The sequence below is a fragment of the Methanomassiliicoccaceae archaeon genome (genome assembly GCA_034928305.1).
In the GTDB taxonomy this organism is placed as follows: Archaea; Thermoplasmatota; Thermoplasmata; order Methanomassiliicoccales; family Methanomethylophilaceae; genus VadinCA11.
Genome location: JAYFOZ010000002.1, coordinates 609,029 through 622,270 on the forward strand (window position 1 = coordinate 609,029; position 13,242 = coordinate 622,270).

Annotated in this window: 16 protein-coding genes; 12 read left to right on the forward strand and 4 right to left on the reverse strand. The window is 52.5% G+C overall.

All coding sequences use genetic code 11. The features are described from left to right. Positions 1 to 2: 2 nt before the first annotated feature. The gene (locus VB016_04960; GenBank protein ID MEA4977880.1) at positions 3 to 1,004 is read right to left on the reverse strand and encodes a phosphate uptake regulator PhoU; all 1,002 of its coding nucleotides are present in this window, start codon (positions 1,002 to 1,004) and stop codon (positions 3 to 5) included. Between the two features lie 335 nt (positions 1,005 to 1,339). Here VB016_04960 and VB016_04965 point away from each other — a divergent pair, with 335 nt between their 5' ends. The 3 genes from VB016_04965 (at position 1,340) to pstB (ending at position 5,193) form a co-directional block, all read left to right on the forward strand. Beyond that, entirely contained in the window at positions 1,340 to 2,245 is a 906-nt protein-coding gene (locus tag VB016_04965) for a substrate-binding domain-containing protein (GenBank protein MEA4977881.1), read from the forward strand. Positions 2,246 to 2,359: 114 nt separating this feature from the next. Then, a complete protein-coding gene (pstA, locus tag VB016_04970) occupies positions 2,360 to 4,420 on the forward strand; it encodes a phosphate ABC transporter permease PstA (protein ID MEA4977882.1) in 2,061 nt (686 codons plus the stop codon). Further along, positions 4,414 to 5,193 carry a phosphate ABC transporter ATP-binding protein PstB gene (gene pstB, locus VB016_04975; GenBank protein ID MEA4977883.1) on the forward strand — a complete coding sequence of 260 codons (780 nt, stop codon included), beginning with the start codon at positions 4,414 to 4,416 and terminating at the stop codon, positions 5,191 to 5,193. Before pstA ends, pstB begins: the two co-directional genes overlap by 7 nt. A gap of 110 nt (positions 5,194 to 5,303) precedes the next feature. On the opposite strand, the gene VB016_04980 is transcribed toward pstB, so the two are convergent. Both VB016_04980 and VB016_04985 read right to left on the reverse strand, forming a co-directional pair. Next, positions 5,304 to 5,879 (reverse strand): zinc ribbon domain-containing protein, encoded by a 576-nt coding sequence (locus VB016_04980; protein ID MEA4977884.1) that lies wholly within the window; start codon positions 5,877 to 5,879, stop codon positions 5,304 to 5,306. Positions 5,880 to 5,916: 37 nt separating this feature from the next. Next, positions 5,917 to 6,111 carry a hypothetical protein gene (locus VB016_04985; GenBank protein MEA4977885.1) on the reverse strand — a complete coding sequence of 65 codons (195 nt, stop codon included), beginning with the start codon at positions 6,109 to 6,111 and terminating at the stop codon, positions 5,917 to 5,919. A 53-nt stretch (positions 6,112 to 6,164) separates the two neighbouring features. Here VB016_04985 and VB016_04990 point away from each other — a divergent pair, with 53 nt between their 5' ends. Genes VB016_04990 through VB016_05010 form a run of 5 tightly spaced genes read left to right on the forward strand, consistent with a single transcriptional unit; the run spans position 6,165 to position 8,056 of the window. Continuing rightward, entirely contained in the window at positions 6,165 to 6,593 is a 429-nt protein-coding gene (locus VB016_04990) for a 30S ribosomal protein S19e (protein MEA4977886.1), read from the forward strand. A gap of 14 nt (positions 6,594 to 6,607) precedes the next feature. Then, positions 6,608 to 6,958, forward strand: a complete 351-nt coding sequence (locus VB016_04995; protein ID MEA4977887.1) for a DNA-binding protein — start codon at positions 6,608 to 6,610, stop codon at positions 6,956 to 6,958. A gap of 2 nt (positions 6,959 to 6,960) precedes the next feature. Next, positions 6,961 to 7,116 carry a 50S ribosomal protein L39e gene (locus tag VB016_05000; GenBank protein ID MEA4977888.1) on the forward strand — a complete coding sequence of 52 codons (156 nt, stop codon included), beginning with the start codon at positions 6,961 to 6,963 and terminating at the stop codon, positions 7,114 to 7,116. Positions 7,117 to 7,121: 5 nt separating this feature from the next. Continuing rightward, positions 7,122 to 7,385, forward strand: coding sequence for a 50S ribosomal protein L31e (locus VB016_05005; protein MEA4977889.1), 264 nt, complete (start codon positions 7,122 to 7,124; stop codon positions 7,383 to 7,385). A 5-nt stretch (positions 7,386 to 7,390) separates the two neighbouring features. After that, on the forward strand, positions 7,391 to 8,056 hold the full coding sequence (locus tag VB016_05010; GenBank protein ID MEA4977890.1) for a translation initiation factor IF-6: 666 nt from the start codon (positions 7,391 to 7,393) through the stop codon (positions 8,054 to 8,056). Here VB016_05010 and VB016_05015 read toward each other — a convergent pair whose 3' ends face one another. Beyond that, positions 8,057 to 8,701 (reverse strand): MBL fold metallo-hydrolase, encoded by a 645-nt coding sequence (locus VB016_05015; GenBank protein MEA4977891.1) that lies wholly within the window; start codon positions 8,699 to 8,701, stop codon positions 8,057 to 8,059. Positions 8,702 to 8,778: 77 nt separating this feature from the next. Between VB016_05015 and VB016_05020 the strand changes: the two genes are divergently transcribed. The 4 genes from VB016_05020 (at position 8,779) to VB016_05035 (ending at position 13,178) form a co-directional block, all read left to right on the forward strand. Then, a complete protein-coding gene (locus VB016_05020) occupies positions 8,779 to 9,897 on the forward strand; it encodes a DUF373 family protein (GenBank protein MEA4977892.1) in 1,119 nt (372 codons plus the stop codon). A 3-nt stretch (positions 9,898 to 9,900) separates the two neighbouring features. After that, complete coding sequence (locus VB016_05025) at positions 9,901 to 10,566, forward strand: 6-hydroxymethylpterin diphosphokinase MptE-like protein (GenBank protein MEA4977893.1); 666 nt, start codon at positions 9,901 to 9,903, stop codon at positions 10,564 to 10,566. Positions 10,567 to 10,652: 86 nt separating this feature from the next. Further along, a complete protein-coding gene (locus VB016_05030; GenBank protein ID MEA4977894.1) occupies positions 10,653 to 12,218 on the forward strand; it encodes a site-2 protease family protein in 1,566 nt (521 codons plus the stop codon). Positions 12,219 to 12,230: 12 nt separating this feature from the next. Next, positions 12,231 to 13,178 (forward strand): magnesium transporter CorA family protein, encoded by a 948-nt coding sequence (locus VB016_05035; protein ID MEA4977895.1) that lies wholly within the window; start codon positions 12,231 to 12,233, stop codon positions 13,176 to 13,178. Positions 13,179 to 13,242: the final 64 nt, after the last annotated feature.

Genomic DNA, 13,242 nt, shown 5'->3' on the forward strand with positions numbered 1-13,242 from the left:
GGTCAGTCCATTGCCGAATTTATTGCGAGTTCGGACAGGTCCATCGAGTACTCGGCCATACGCCTAAGGCTCCCGGCGATCATACTGGAGGACGTGCCTCCGTTCTGGTCCAGATTGGCGGCCATCCTCGAAAGCAGTTCGGTGCGCTTGACAAGGCGGGTGCTCTCCTCGATGCACTTGTTGGCCATAATCACGTCTTTGTTCAGCCAATTGATGACAGATGTGGATATCTGCTCGCACACTTCCCTTCCGATCGAAACGATTTCTTTGACTATTTCAGCGGTGCCGGGTTCCGCAAGTAGGATATCCAGATTCTTGGCGACCAAAAGAGTGTGGTCGCCTATGCGTTCAAGTGCCCTGCTGGCCGTATTGCTTCTGGTGATCTCGCAAAGGTTCGAGCTTATCTTGCGTGCAAGGGAGAACTCCTTCTGATAGATGTTGACCTGGCGCGAGATGAGCCAATCGATACGGTCTATCTCTCTGTCCTTGTCTACCAGGCCCTCATATATGTTCTTCCTCTTGGCCTCGGCATCGTCAAGAACGTCCGTCAGAAGGTTTTTTATAAGCACCCGGAGGCGCTCTATCGATTTGGCGGGACGCATCTCTGTCTGGTCCATAAGGTCCTTTATCAGAATCCTGTTGTCGCTCTCGTCCATGATCTCGAGGCCTATGGCGGTCTGCGTGAACGAGGAAGCGACTCCGGCAACAAGACTGGATATCTGCCCGGACGACTTCAGTTCGATCGCACTGTGACCGGCTATATATGAGCCCACCAATAATCTATAGAGATAATCTCTGTCGTTTATAGTGTCTACATCGATTGTCTTGATCGTCCGTTCAGCTGTCTTACGTGTACCTTGGGGATAGATGACTATGCTGCCGTCCGGTTGACCCTGAAGGCTGACGGAGTCGTTTTTCTTAAGTCCTACGGAATCGGCCCAATCCTTGGGCAGCGTAACCATGAAAGATGATCCGCCAGTGATCTGAATGCGTCTTATATCCACGAGCATACTAAAGATACATCTAGATTTAAGCTTATCTATATCAATATGTATATTTCTATATTGCATATATAGTTAAAAATAAGATATTGTTTTCAAGCATGTTTGGATATGGATAAACAGAAATCCAAACCCGGATCGATGGGGATCCGGTGCAATTTTTTAAAGTATCTTCCCAAAATAACAACATGAACGATTATACAGACATGATAACCTGAACTGTGCCAATTATCCCGCATTAATTGTGAAAATAGAATATATCGATATATAGACCACCATATAATATTTCGACGAGGTATATATGCAATCCGATACTCCTATAATGTGAGGCGTAAACCTTGGAAGGCAAAACAATAGCACTTATGACAACCTTTTTAATTATCGGAGCCGGGATCGGCATCGGTGCCGGTTACTTCGTATGGGGGTCGGACGGAAACAACGGCTCCGAAATGGAGAACATAGCACTCAGCGTAGACGGCGTGGTGCCGTCTGCCGAGACGGTCCAGGACGGTACATACACGATCTATAGGGACCTTATCCTTGCAACGAATGGAGCGCCCACCGGCCTGGCCCAGGATTTCATAGAGTGGATCCTAAGCGCGGAAGGGCAGGCTATAGTCTCTGAGGAAGGATTCGTCGAGCTCACCGAGGGAGAGTACACGGCCATGAGCCCCGCCCCGAGCGGAACACTCAATGTCGCCGGTTCGACCACTGTCCAGCCGATGATGGTCAAATTCGTCGAGGCATATGAAGCCAAGTACCCCGGTGTGGAGATCAACGTCACCGGCGGAGGGTCAGGAGCAGGTGCAACGGCAGCCATTAACGGAACCGCAGACATAGGGATGCTCTCGAGGGACCTTAAGTCCTCCTCCCCCTCCGAGTCCGCGTTGACAGCCACGACGATCGCCAAGGACGGAGTCATAATCGTCGTAGACAAGGCCGCCGGCGTGACCGACCTGACCACCAACCAGATCGCCAAGATCTTCAACGGCGAATACACAAACTGGAACCAAGTCGGAGGAAATGACCTCAATATCGCCCCCATAATAAGGGAGGACGGATCCGGAACCAGGGAGACGTTCGACACCAAGATGGTCGAGTCGCTCGGCATAACCGTCAGCGAATTCGGTCAGAACATGATGGGATACTCTGCCACTAACTCGACCGGCGCTATGCTTGCGCTCTGCAAGAGCATCGGCGGGTCCATCGGGTATGTCAACCTCGGCAGTCTGTCCGAGCTGTGAGATGATTTACATGTATGCAACAAAAGGGGAACACAAAAAAAGAAAAGAACTGTTATTCAAACAGTCATGCATGGACGAGTTCGCCCCTGTTGCATCAAATCATGAGGTCTGATCATGGCTTCCAGCAATATGGCGTTCAGGTTCGAAGAGGTCGAAAAGACCGGAACGGGTTTTGAAACCCCCGACGGTAAAGGCAGGAGCATAACGACCCGTCGCTTCAATCCGGACGCCATACCTAAACTTGTTTTGGCAGCCACGGCCGTCTCGGCCGTGGTCATAGTATTTTTTATAATAATCTACATCGCGGGCCTAAGCCTGCCGGCTTTTAGGGAAGTCGGCATATGGGAATTCGTTTCTGGAGATTTGTGGTATCCGAGCCAGGGATACTACGGGGCGCTTCCGCTGATCACAGGTACGGTATTGGTGACGGCCGGGTCCATATTGTTCGCGGTCCCCCTGGGCGTAGGAGCTGCGATCTACCTTTCGGAGATAGCTTCGGAGAAGGTCAGAAACATATTGAAACCTGTATGCGAAGTATTTGCGGGAATACCCAGCATTGTTTACGGATTTTTTGGAATGGTCGTCCTTTGCCCGTTCCTTTTAAATCTTTTCCCTGACCAGTTGATGTATTCTACATCCTGGATCGCAGGATCGATACTTTTGGGAATCATGGCACTCCCCACGGTCATATCTGTATCCGAAGATGCCATCCGCGCTGTGCCCGTCTCATATCGCCGCGCTTCCCTGGCGATGGGAGCCACCGGATGGGAGACCACCACCAAGGTCGTTCTTCCGGCCGCATCTTCCGGAGTTATCGCCGCGGTGATACTGGGTATCGGAAGGGCAATGGGCGAGACCATGGCAGTGATAATGGTCACAGGCAACTCACCTATCATCCCGGACCCCATTTTCAACATATTTTCCAACATCAGGACGCTGACGGCCACCATTGCATTGGAAATGCCCGAAGTGGCCTATAACAGCATTCACTATTCTTCGTTGTTCGCCGTCGCAATTCTGTTGCTTATTTCGGTAATAATCGTAAATCTCACTGCGAACGCGATCGGAAGAAGGACGAAGAGGAAACTCGGTATAATCAAAGCCTCGGAACATTCTTTCGACCTTAAGAGCATGATAATCCGCAGGATCGACGCCGAGACCCTTAGAACGATACACAGATTGAAGCCGCTCATAAAAATGGTATTCAAGGCCGCGGTATTGTTCATGTTGGCCTCGATGATGCTCTCCCTGTTCTTCGCGAACAATCTGGCACTGATAATCGGCGGCCTTGTCGCCATAGGATATGTCCTGATATCGAAAGGGATGAAATATGTCAGTTCCACCGACAAACAAACGGCGGCGCACGCGTCACTTAAGTTACTAATGGTCTTTGTGCTGATATTGCTGGCGATCATAATCGGGGATATCTTGATTAAGGGCCTTCCGGCGATCTCCACCGATTTCATCTTCGGAATGCCCAGCGATTCAGGGCGCGCCGGGGGCATCTGGCCCGCGATCACCGGTACCCTCGAGCTTCTGACATTCACCGCATTGATCGCACTGCCCATGGGCATCGGCGCGGGAATCTATCTGTCCCAGTATGCACGCGAAAACAAGTTCACACACACCGTCCGTAACGCGGTAGACGCCCTAAACGGGACCCCGTCCATAGTTTTCGGACTTTTCGGTATGTCCGCCCTTGTGATGGCTCTCGGATGGGGCTACTCCGTGATCGCCGGCTCGGTCACTTTGGCGTTCATGATATTGCCGGTTATAATCAAGACCACCGAGCAGGCCGTCTCAGCCGTGCCCAAGAGCCTCATAGAAGCATCCATGGCAATGGGTTCCAGCAAATGGCAGGCGATCTACAAGGTCGTCCTTCCTGCGGCCTTAGGAGGGGTCATCACGGGAATAATCCTGAGCCTGGGGCGCGCCGCGGGAGAGACCGCGCCGATCATGTTCACCGCTGCGGTGGCATTCAAATCCCAGGTGTCGTTTTCACTTTTCGAACCTGTCATGGCCCTGCCATACCACCTTTATTTCCTGGCAGGCGAGGTCACAGGTTCCACTACCAACCAGTACGGCACCGCGGTCGTGCTTTTGGGCATCGTCCTTTCGATGTTCCTGTTGGCATCGCTGATCAGATATCATTACTCTAAAAACACAAAATGGTGATCATATTGAACGAAGATACAGATCTGGCTATGAATGTTAAGAACCTTAGCCTGTGGTACGGAAAAAACCAGGCGATATTCGACGTCTCGATGCCGATAAGGAGGAACAAGATCACAGCTCTCATCGGCCCCTCCGGATGCGGCAAGTCGACACTGATACGGGTTTTCAACAGAATGAACGACCTGGTCGACGGATGCAGGGTGGAGGGACTTGTGGAATACAACGGGCAGAACATCTACGCGCCCGAGGCCAACGTGCTGGATGTAAGGGCGCAGATCGGAATGATCTTCCAGAGCCCCAATCCCTTCCCGATGACCATAAGGGACAACATAACGTATGGACCCAAGATTCACGGCATAAGGGACGAGAGGAAGCTCGACAAGATCGTGGAGGAATCGCTTAAGAAAGCGGCTTTGTGGGACGAGGTCAAGGACCGGCTGAGCACATATGCCATGAAACTGTCCGGGGGCCAGCAGCAGAGGCTGTGCATCGCCCGCGCACTGTCGATCAATCCGGATGTTCTTCTCATGGACGAACCGACCTCCGCCCTGGACCCGTTGGCCACGAAGAAGATCGAGGAACTGGCCGTCCAGCTTGCAAAAGAATACACCGTGGTCATCGTGACCCACAATATGCAACAGGCGATGCGCATCGCCGACTACACCGCGTTCATGTACATGGGCGAACTCGCGGAGTTCGGCGAGACCGCGCAGATATTCAACGACCCCAAGAACGAGCTTACAAAGAACTACGTGCACGGCGTCTTCAGCTGAACCGCTCTTCGACAAACCCTTTACTTTTTTTCATTAGGGATTGTGCCAGTAATAAAAATAATAATAATTTCCGTCCGATATTTACGGAAATTATGGAAAATGTTTTGCTATCAGTCTTTAAACGCGGGTTTCGTTCTGTATAAGAAATGCGACACCAGAAGTCCTACCGCAAGGAACAGAATGCCATCGATCCCTCCGAACAGCAAGACCACTGAGCCTGCGAGACAGAGTATGACCGCGATAGTGTGCCTTCTCTTTGTTACGCTCAGGACCAAACTTATCGCCACGAGTGCCACGGAAACAGCGAACATGATGCCGAGGATGAACATGGAGTCCACGAGCGCGGACATGTCCGCGGAGGTTAGCCCGTATTCGGCCATCATGGCTATGTAATCTGGGTCTGATTCGATGTATTCGACAAGGGCCCCGAAGCTTACGCACACGATAGCCATTATCACACCTAAAATCACGTAGCCTGCCATCAGGAAATAGATCCAGGTCAGTTTCTTTTCTGCTTTTGCCTTATCGGCATCCTGAACGCCGACGACATACCCTGCACTTTCCGGTCCGGACCTGTACAGATAGTCGGATCCCTCCACAGGATTTCCGCACTCGGGGCAGAACGCCGAGCCCGTTTCAAGCTTGGCCCCGCAATGGGTGCAGAACTCTTGTACATTTTCTCCCATATGTTCCCATTATCATCAACATTTATTAGATTGTTTCTCAGGTATCGGCCCGTTCCAAATGATTAATATACGGCAACATCTTAGTCCCTGTCACGGAGATCGCTCTGCCGGACAGTTCCGACATGGTGCCGTGGCGGATATTTCGTCCGCAGTCCATACGGGGGCAAGTGGCCGAACGTGCGGGTTTGAAGTATTTTGTTATTTTACTAGCAATGCTTTTATACAGTTTCACAATACCAGTGCTGTTGTCCGCATATTTACGTATCGGACGCATGAGGTACAAGCATGGTAACTGTCTATGATGTTCCCGCCGAGAAACTCATACTTAAAGCGGCTGAAAAGCTCAAGAGGAATGACAATATCTCCCCTCCTGAGTGGGCCGAGTATGCGAAGACGGGCAGGCACACGGAAAAAGCTCCGATGCAGGAGGACTGGTGGTACACCAGGTCCGCCTCTATCCTTAGGAAGCTTTATGTTAAAGGACCGATGGGATCTTCCAAACTCGCAGCCGAGTACGGAGGATTTGCTGACAAGGGATCGATGCCCAACAGGGCAGTCAAGGGAAGCCGCAACATCGCCAGAAAGTGCATGATGCAGCTCGAGGCGGCAGGACTGCTGGTCTCTAAAGACAAGCAGGGAAGGGCAATCTCTCCTGCAGGACAGTCGCTCCTCGACAACGCAGCCAAAGAGGTCTACGACGAAATGAATGCATGAGGAGGTTTGAGCATATGGATGACCCTGAATTAGAAGCTTTGAGAAGAAAGAGGATGACTGAAATGCAACAGCAGCAGTCGTTTTCCCAGCAGCAGTACGCCCAGCAACAGCAGGCAGATGAACAGAGACAGCAGTACGAAGCTCAAAAACAGGCTATTCTAAGACAGATTCTCACTCCTGAGGCCAGGGACAGGCTCGCCAACGTCAAATTGGCCGACCCCCAGCACGCCGACATGGTGGAGAATCAGCTTATCCAGCTTGCACAGTCGGGAAGACTGCAGCAGGTCATCAGCGAAGATATGCTCAAAGAACTTCTCAAGCAGATCGCCCCTAAAAAAAGGGATATCAAAATCGAGAGGAGATAAAAATGTCAAGCACTAAACCGCCTGCGATGAAGGCAAGGCTGAACAAGAAGATCAAACAGAACCGCCGCGTTCCGGCCTGGGTTATGATAAGGACTAGCAGACAGTTCCTCCGCCACCCCAAGAGGAGATCGTGGCGCATTGGAAAGCTCAAGGAGTGATTCGGATGGCAGATGAAATTCAAAGGATCATCATTATCCCGCTCAGAGCGACGAAGCAGGCACCCCGCACAAAGAGGGCCAAGCGCGCCGTTAAAGAGGTCAGGGAGCACGTGATGAGGCACATGAAGGTCGACGAGGAACACGTATGGCTGGACACCGCTCTCAACGAGAAGATCTGGGAGAACGGGATTCAGAACCCGCCCTCGAAGGTCGCCGTGAAGGCCACCAAATTTGATGACGGGCTCGTTGAAGTAACGCTCGCAGAGTGATAAACATGATAAGACTCTCCCGTTACGGCGGAAACTGCAATATCGGCGTGTTCGCCGCGGCGGGGGAGGACCTTGCATTAGTAGCCGGGGACGCCGAACCGGGTTTCGTGAGGGACCTGGAGATAATCCTCGGTGTCAAAACCATCCTTACGTCGGTCGCCGGATCGTTCGTCGTCGGATCGCTTACGGCGATGAACTCCAACGGCATCGCGGTCTCGGGAATGGCCGAGCATGACGAACTTGAAAAGATCAGGTCGTTCGCCGGTAACATAGCTACAGTCCCCGGAAGATTCAACGCGGCGGGGAACAACATCCTTGTAAACGACCGCGGTGCGATCGTGAATCCGATATACACGGATGCCGCCATTAAGGAATTCTCGGATGTTTTCGGTGTCGAATGCGTCCGTTCCTCGATAGCGGGGTGCGATACCGTCGGTTCCGTTTGCGTAGTGACCAACAAGGGATGCGTCTGTCATAACGATACGACGGACGAGGAAATACGGCTGATAGCCGAGGTCCTGAAGGTCGAATGCAAGAGGACGACGGTCAACCACGGCGTCGATTTCCTCGCATCCGGTATAATCGCCAATTCGAAAGGCGCACTCGTCGGCGACCTTACGATGCCCATCGAGATGGGAAGGATAGAAGAAGGGCTGGACCTGTACGACTGATCAACGGTCGAACACCCAGCACTCGCTGTGCTCCGGCAGCTCGTCATGAGACAGATCGATCTCGTTGCCGACATAGTCGATATTTTCGGAAGGGACCATCTTCAAAAAGTCATCTAACGGAAGCAAAGCTATACAGAGGCCGAACACGCGATAGTGCATCGGAACTATCACTCTTGGGTCGGCCTTTGCTATAAATTCCTTCACTTCCGGGAGTTCCATGGTGTAATTGGCTCCTACGGGTACGAACAGTATGTCTGCTCCGCGGACCCGGTTCATCGTTTTTTCATCGGGCATGGCGCCGAGGTCCCCGCAATGGCATATAGATACCCCATCCATCTCGAAACGATAGATCGTATTCAGTCCTCGTTTCGTTCCGCGCTCGCCGTCATGGTATGATTGCAGGCCCTCGATCTCGAACGGTCCGACCTTGAACTTCCCGATCTTTCCCATATAGTCCCTGTGTTCCCCGCTTATGACCCGGGATACGTTATGATCGTAATGGTCGTGGGTCATCAGAACCACGGACGCGTTTCTCGGAGAAGGTGCCTTGATACCTATCGATTTACCGTCATGAGGGTCGATTACAATGGTGCCGAGCTCGCATCCGAACTCGAAACATGAGTGACCGTGCCATCTGATGAGCATACCGATGACAGTGCACCGCTGTCTTTAATCATTTCCCAAGGGGCAAAGCGTTTATCATTGGGATTCGGTTTACCCGTGTGAAGAAGACACTGGTCCTTGTTGTCGACAGGGACGACGATTTCGGCGTCAAAGGGGGAGTGGAGACCCCTGTCATCGGCGTGGAGAACTGTTCCGTGGCAGCGGCCGCCCTGGGTATAGCCGACCCAGAAGACTCCGACATAAATTCTCTTTACGCCGCGATAAATATCTACCGCGACATGCTGACCGAGGGCTCCCACGTCGAGATCGCCCTTATATGCGGCAACTCGAAGATAGGATACCGTTCAGATTCGGCCGTCATCGAGGAGCTGGACCTGGTCATACAGGAAGTGAATCCGGACAGGATCATCCTTGTAGGCGACGGCGCGGAGGACGAGTACGTCTACCCGGTCATTTCTTCGCGGGTCCCGATAGATTCCGTCAGGAAGGTCGTCGTGAAACAGTCCCCCGGGCTTGAAGGTACAGTTTACATAATAACAAAGATGCTGGAGGACCCCGTAAAGCGTAAGAGGTACATGACGCCCGTAGGGTGGCTTCTGGTGCTGATGACGTTCGTCTACATTCTGCCGATGATGTACTTCTACGGGCTGGACGCCAACAGCTTCTCCAGAATATCCGGGGTGCTGACCATCCTGGTAATAGGTGCCCTCCTGCTCGTCTATGGGTACAGCCTTGTGGACAGGGTCTCGCGTTGGCTGTCGCGCTGGGCGGCGAATCTGAGGTCCGGAAGCGTGGTCATCACGTTCTCCCTAATATCCCTGGCGCTCGCCGCGTCGGGCCTGATATTGGGGGTCCTGACAGTTCAGAACTATTATTCCCCCTCGCAGTATCAGATGATCCTCAGATTCTGCGCCGTGGCCACATGGCCTATAGTTTTTTCGATATTGGTCTTCTCCGTGGGCAGTTTCATAAACGAATATCTTTCGAAAGGGGCGGTCAAGCTCAGCTTCATAACCGGTTCCATAAACGTCCTGGGAATCGGAATGGTCATCACGGGTGCGATAGACCTTATGCTGTCCTACATAAGCATAGGCCTGAATATCACCAGCCTCATCGCCGCCGAGATAGTGATAGGAATTGTGCTCGCACTTGTCGCGACCATTGTCAGGACATATTTCAGACGCGAGATGCGTATCCCCTTGGAAGCAGGGGGCTGAACGTTGGAATATTCGGAGTGGGAGCCCGTATACCTTGAAATAGTGAAGGACCTCGGCCTCGAGATCGACGAGGACGAGAACTCGGTCAGGGCCATGAAGGCTCTGACGCTGAACTCCGACCTTGTGATGGACGACGTCCTCATCGACCTTATAGGGCGCAATGTCACCGTCTTCGGGGACGCGGGATCGCTTGAAGACGATATCGGAAAAACAGAACCTTGCGGGACCCTGATATCTGCAGGCTCTGCGACGGAGAGGGTGTTGGAAGCGGGGATCGTGCCGCATATGGTGGTCACCGACCTCGACGGAAACGTGGACTCCCAGATCGAGGCCAGCGGCTCGGGCGCGGTGACGCTGGTACTGGCTCACGGCGACAATTACGACGCGGTCGCGCGTTATGTTAGAGAGTTCAGGGGACCGCTCATACTGACGACCCAGAGCCGTCCGTTCGGAACGGTCATGAACTACGGAGGATTCACCGACGGGGACCGTTCGGTCTGCACAGCGAGACATTTCGGCGCCAAAAGGATACTTCTCGAAGGATTCGATTTCAAAAAGCCCAGACTTAAGCCCAGGGACGATATGGAACGTTCAATGAAAAAGCTTGAATGGGCCCGGAGGATCATCTATGAGATGAACCCTCCCGATGTGGATATCGTCATGCCTTAAGTTCAGGTCCGGGAAATTCCTTTGCCGTGCCTATACCTATGTCTGTGGATCGCATAAAGTAAAGATTAATAAGTCAAAGTAATTGTGTGTCCGAGGGATTTGGCATCAGCATTATCTGGATTATCATTATTCTGCTCGCCGTTCTGTATGTACCCATCTTTGTCTGGGTCTGGCGTTCGCCTAAGGCCGCAGAGCTCGGGCTTTCGGTCCGTGGCCCGATGGTGATGTACAGAACGAATATGGGCCAGAAGCTTATGGGAAGCATCGGGTCCCACCGCAGGCTGTGCGGTGCGTTCGCGGCGATATCCAGTGTAATTTCGATAGTGCTGATGGCCGTGATGATATTCTTCATGGCGAATGCGGTCATCAACCTGCCTTATGCGTTCACATCCTCCGGGACCGCCTCTTTCGTGTCGGCCGGGCTCAATATGACCCAGTTCATTGTTTTCGGAGTGATCGCACTGGTCGTTTCGATGGTAATTCACGAATTCGCCCACGGCGTTCAGTCAAGGGCGAACGGCATCCGTGTCGAGTCCGCCGGACTGATGTATGCCGTGGTGCCTCTCGGTGCATTCGTCGAGATGAACGAAGAAGATACCGAGAAAGCGTCTCTTCGCAGTAAGATGAGCGTATTTTCTGCCGGAATTTCGATCAATTTCGCTGTCGCTGTCGTTTCGTTCCTCATATTTGCAGTATTGATGCTGGGCTCGGTCGGGACGGCCGCGGGCGTCTCCGACGACGGTGCAGGCGTCTACGGCGTGACCGCGGACTCACCTGCCGATGATGCGGGCATACCGGCCGGTGCGGTGATAACGATGATCGACGATGTGCCTGTTACCGCCAGCGAGTACATGGGATACTTCACTCTGTCCCTGGAGGAGGATTACGGCAGTGTTACGCATACCGTGACCTATCTCACAGAAGACGGGGAACATACCGCCGAAATGATGCTGGGCCTTTACGTGTCATTCGTGTCGTCAGATTCTCCCGCTTCATCGGCGGGACTTCCGAACAACATCATTATCAACAACATCTCAACAGGGTCGGAGTCCTATACAATTACCGGGATCAGGGATTTCAGAGACTTCATTTCGGGCTCCGAGCAGGGCCAGGAAGTGACGATATCATACACCGTTCTGAGCGACGGCTCGTCCGAAAGCAAGACGCTCACGCTTGGGAACAACAACGGCGTCGGATACATAGGGATCGGGGTCACCTACAGCGGTATCAGCTTCCTTACTCCCGGATACATTATGGGGACGGCTTCCGATCCCACTTTCGGGTCGACGGGCCTTACCGACGGCATACAGACATTGCTCAGTTATCCGTTCATCGCGTGGAGCGGGTTCTCTCCCGTCCCGGAAAACTGCCAATGGTGGTTCGACGCCCCCGGAGGAGAAATTTTCTGGATCGTCGCAGCATTTTTCTACTGGATGTTCTGGGTAAACATCCTCTTGGGAATAACGAATGCCCTCCCGGCGATCCCCTTCGATGGAGGATTCCTGTTCAAAGGATGGGTCACCCAGCTGCTCAACAGGCTGAATTACAAGGATCAAAAGGCCAGGGACGCCATGGCTGAAAACGTCACGCGCGCGGTATCGGGCCTCATGATATTCTTATTAATACTAGTTATCGTTGCTATCATGTTCTAAAGGGGGTGAAGAATGTACGAGATCTATGGAATGGTTGACGGTCGCGCGGTCATGATCGACGAGATAAAAGACAATGTATGGATCAACATGATCAGACCGACGGAAGAGGAGATCATCGAGGTGAGCACAAAGCTGAAAGTGAGCAGGGACTGTATCACGGCGGCCCTGGATGACGAAGAAGGCTCCAGGCTCGAGATGCAGAACGATTATTCGCTTATATTGATCGACGCTCCTGCAACGGAGATCAGGAACCAACGCGAGGAGTATACCACTTATCCGCTGTCCATCACCATAACGTCCAACGCAATAGTGACGGTGTGTTTGCAGAACATCTTCGCCATAAGCTCGCTGATGAACGGTAAAGTAAAGCCGATCAACACGATAAATGTTGAAAAGCACACCCGATTCGCCCTGCAGATACTGTTCAGGGTCGCTCTTCAGTACCAGAACCACCTCAAACTCATCGAGAAGAAACGTATGGCCATCGAGGCATCGATAAGGAACAGCACCCAGCGTAACGACCTGTTCGAACTGCACGAGCTGGAGTCCAACCTGGTATACTTCAAGACGTCTCTCAGCATGAACCTCTCGGTGATCGACAGGCTCAGCAAACAGTTCAAATTCATTACGGAACCCGATGACCGCGACCTAATGGACGACGTGACAATCGAGACCGATCAGGCCCTAGACATGACCATGACGTACAGCGAGATCATCAAAGGTACGCGCCAGTTGGTGGAATCCGATATCAACAACTCGCTGGCCAGCGTTATGAAGTTCCTGACGTCCATAACACTCGTGATATCGATACCCACCATGCTCTCCGGGATATTCGGAATGAACTTCTCCTTCATTCCCCTCTCGGGATACGAATGGGGATTCTGGGCGATCATCATATTTATGGTAGTGTCGGTAGTTTTCGGAATAGAATATCTGCGCAGACGTAATCTGTGGAGATGACCGCACTCCGGCCGAAAGGTCGGATTGCGGCCCCTTTTCGGGGGCCGCCTGTGAAGTGAAACCG

Bases quoted from the DNA above. Each gene is read 5' to 3' on its own strand.
- pstA (MEA4977882.1), top strand. From the start codon at position 2,360: ATGGCTTCCAGCAATATGGCGTTCAGGTTCGAAGAGGTCGAAAAGACC.
- VB016_05015 (MEA4977891.1), bottom strand. From the start codon at position 8,701: ATGCTCATCAGATGGCACGGTCACTCATGTTTCGAGTTCGGATGCGAG.
- VB016_05010 (MEA4977890.1), top strand. From the start codon at position 7,391: ATGATAAGACTCTCCCGTTACGGCGGAAACTGCAATATCGGCGTGTTC.
- VB016_04995 (MEA4977887.1), top strand. From the start codon at position 6,608: ATGGATGACCCTGAATTAGAAGCTTTGAGAAGAAAGAGGATGACTGAA.
- VB016_05005 (MEA4977889.1), top strand. From the start codon at position 7,122: ATGGCAGATGAAATTCAAAGGATCATCATTATCCCGCTCAGAGCGACG.
- VB016_04980 (MEA4977884.1), bottom strand. From the start codon at position 5,879: ATGGGAGAAAATGTACAAGAGTTCTGCACCCATTGCGGGGCCAAGCTT.
- pstB (MEA4977883.1), top strand. From the start codon at position 4,414: ATGGTGATCATATTGAACGAAGATACAGATCTGGCTATGAATGTTAAG.
- VB016_05035 (MEA4977895.1), top strand. From the start codon at position 12,231: ATGTACGAGATCTATGGAATGGTTGACGGTCGCGCGGTCATGATCGAC.
- VB016_05000 (MEA4977888.1), top strand. From the start codon at position 6,961: ATGTCAAGCACTAAACCGCCTGCGATGAAGGCAAGGCTGAACAAGAAG.
- VB016_04990 (MEA4977886.1), top strand. From the start codon at position 6,165: ATGGTAACTGTCTATGATGTTCCCGCCGAGAAACTCATACTTAAAGCG.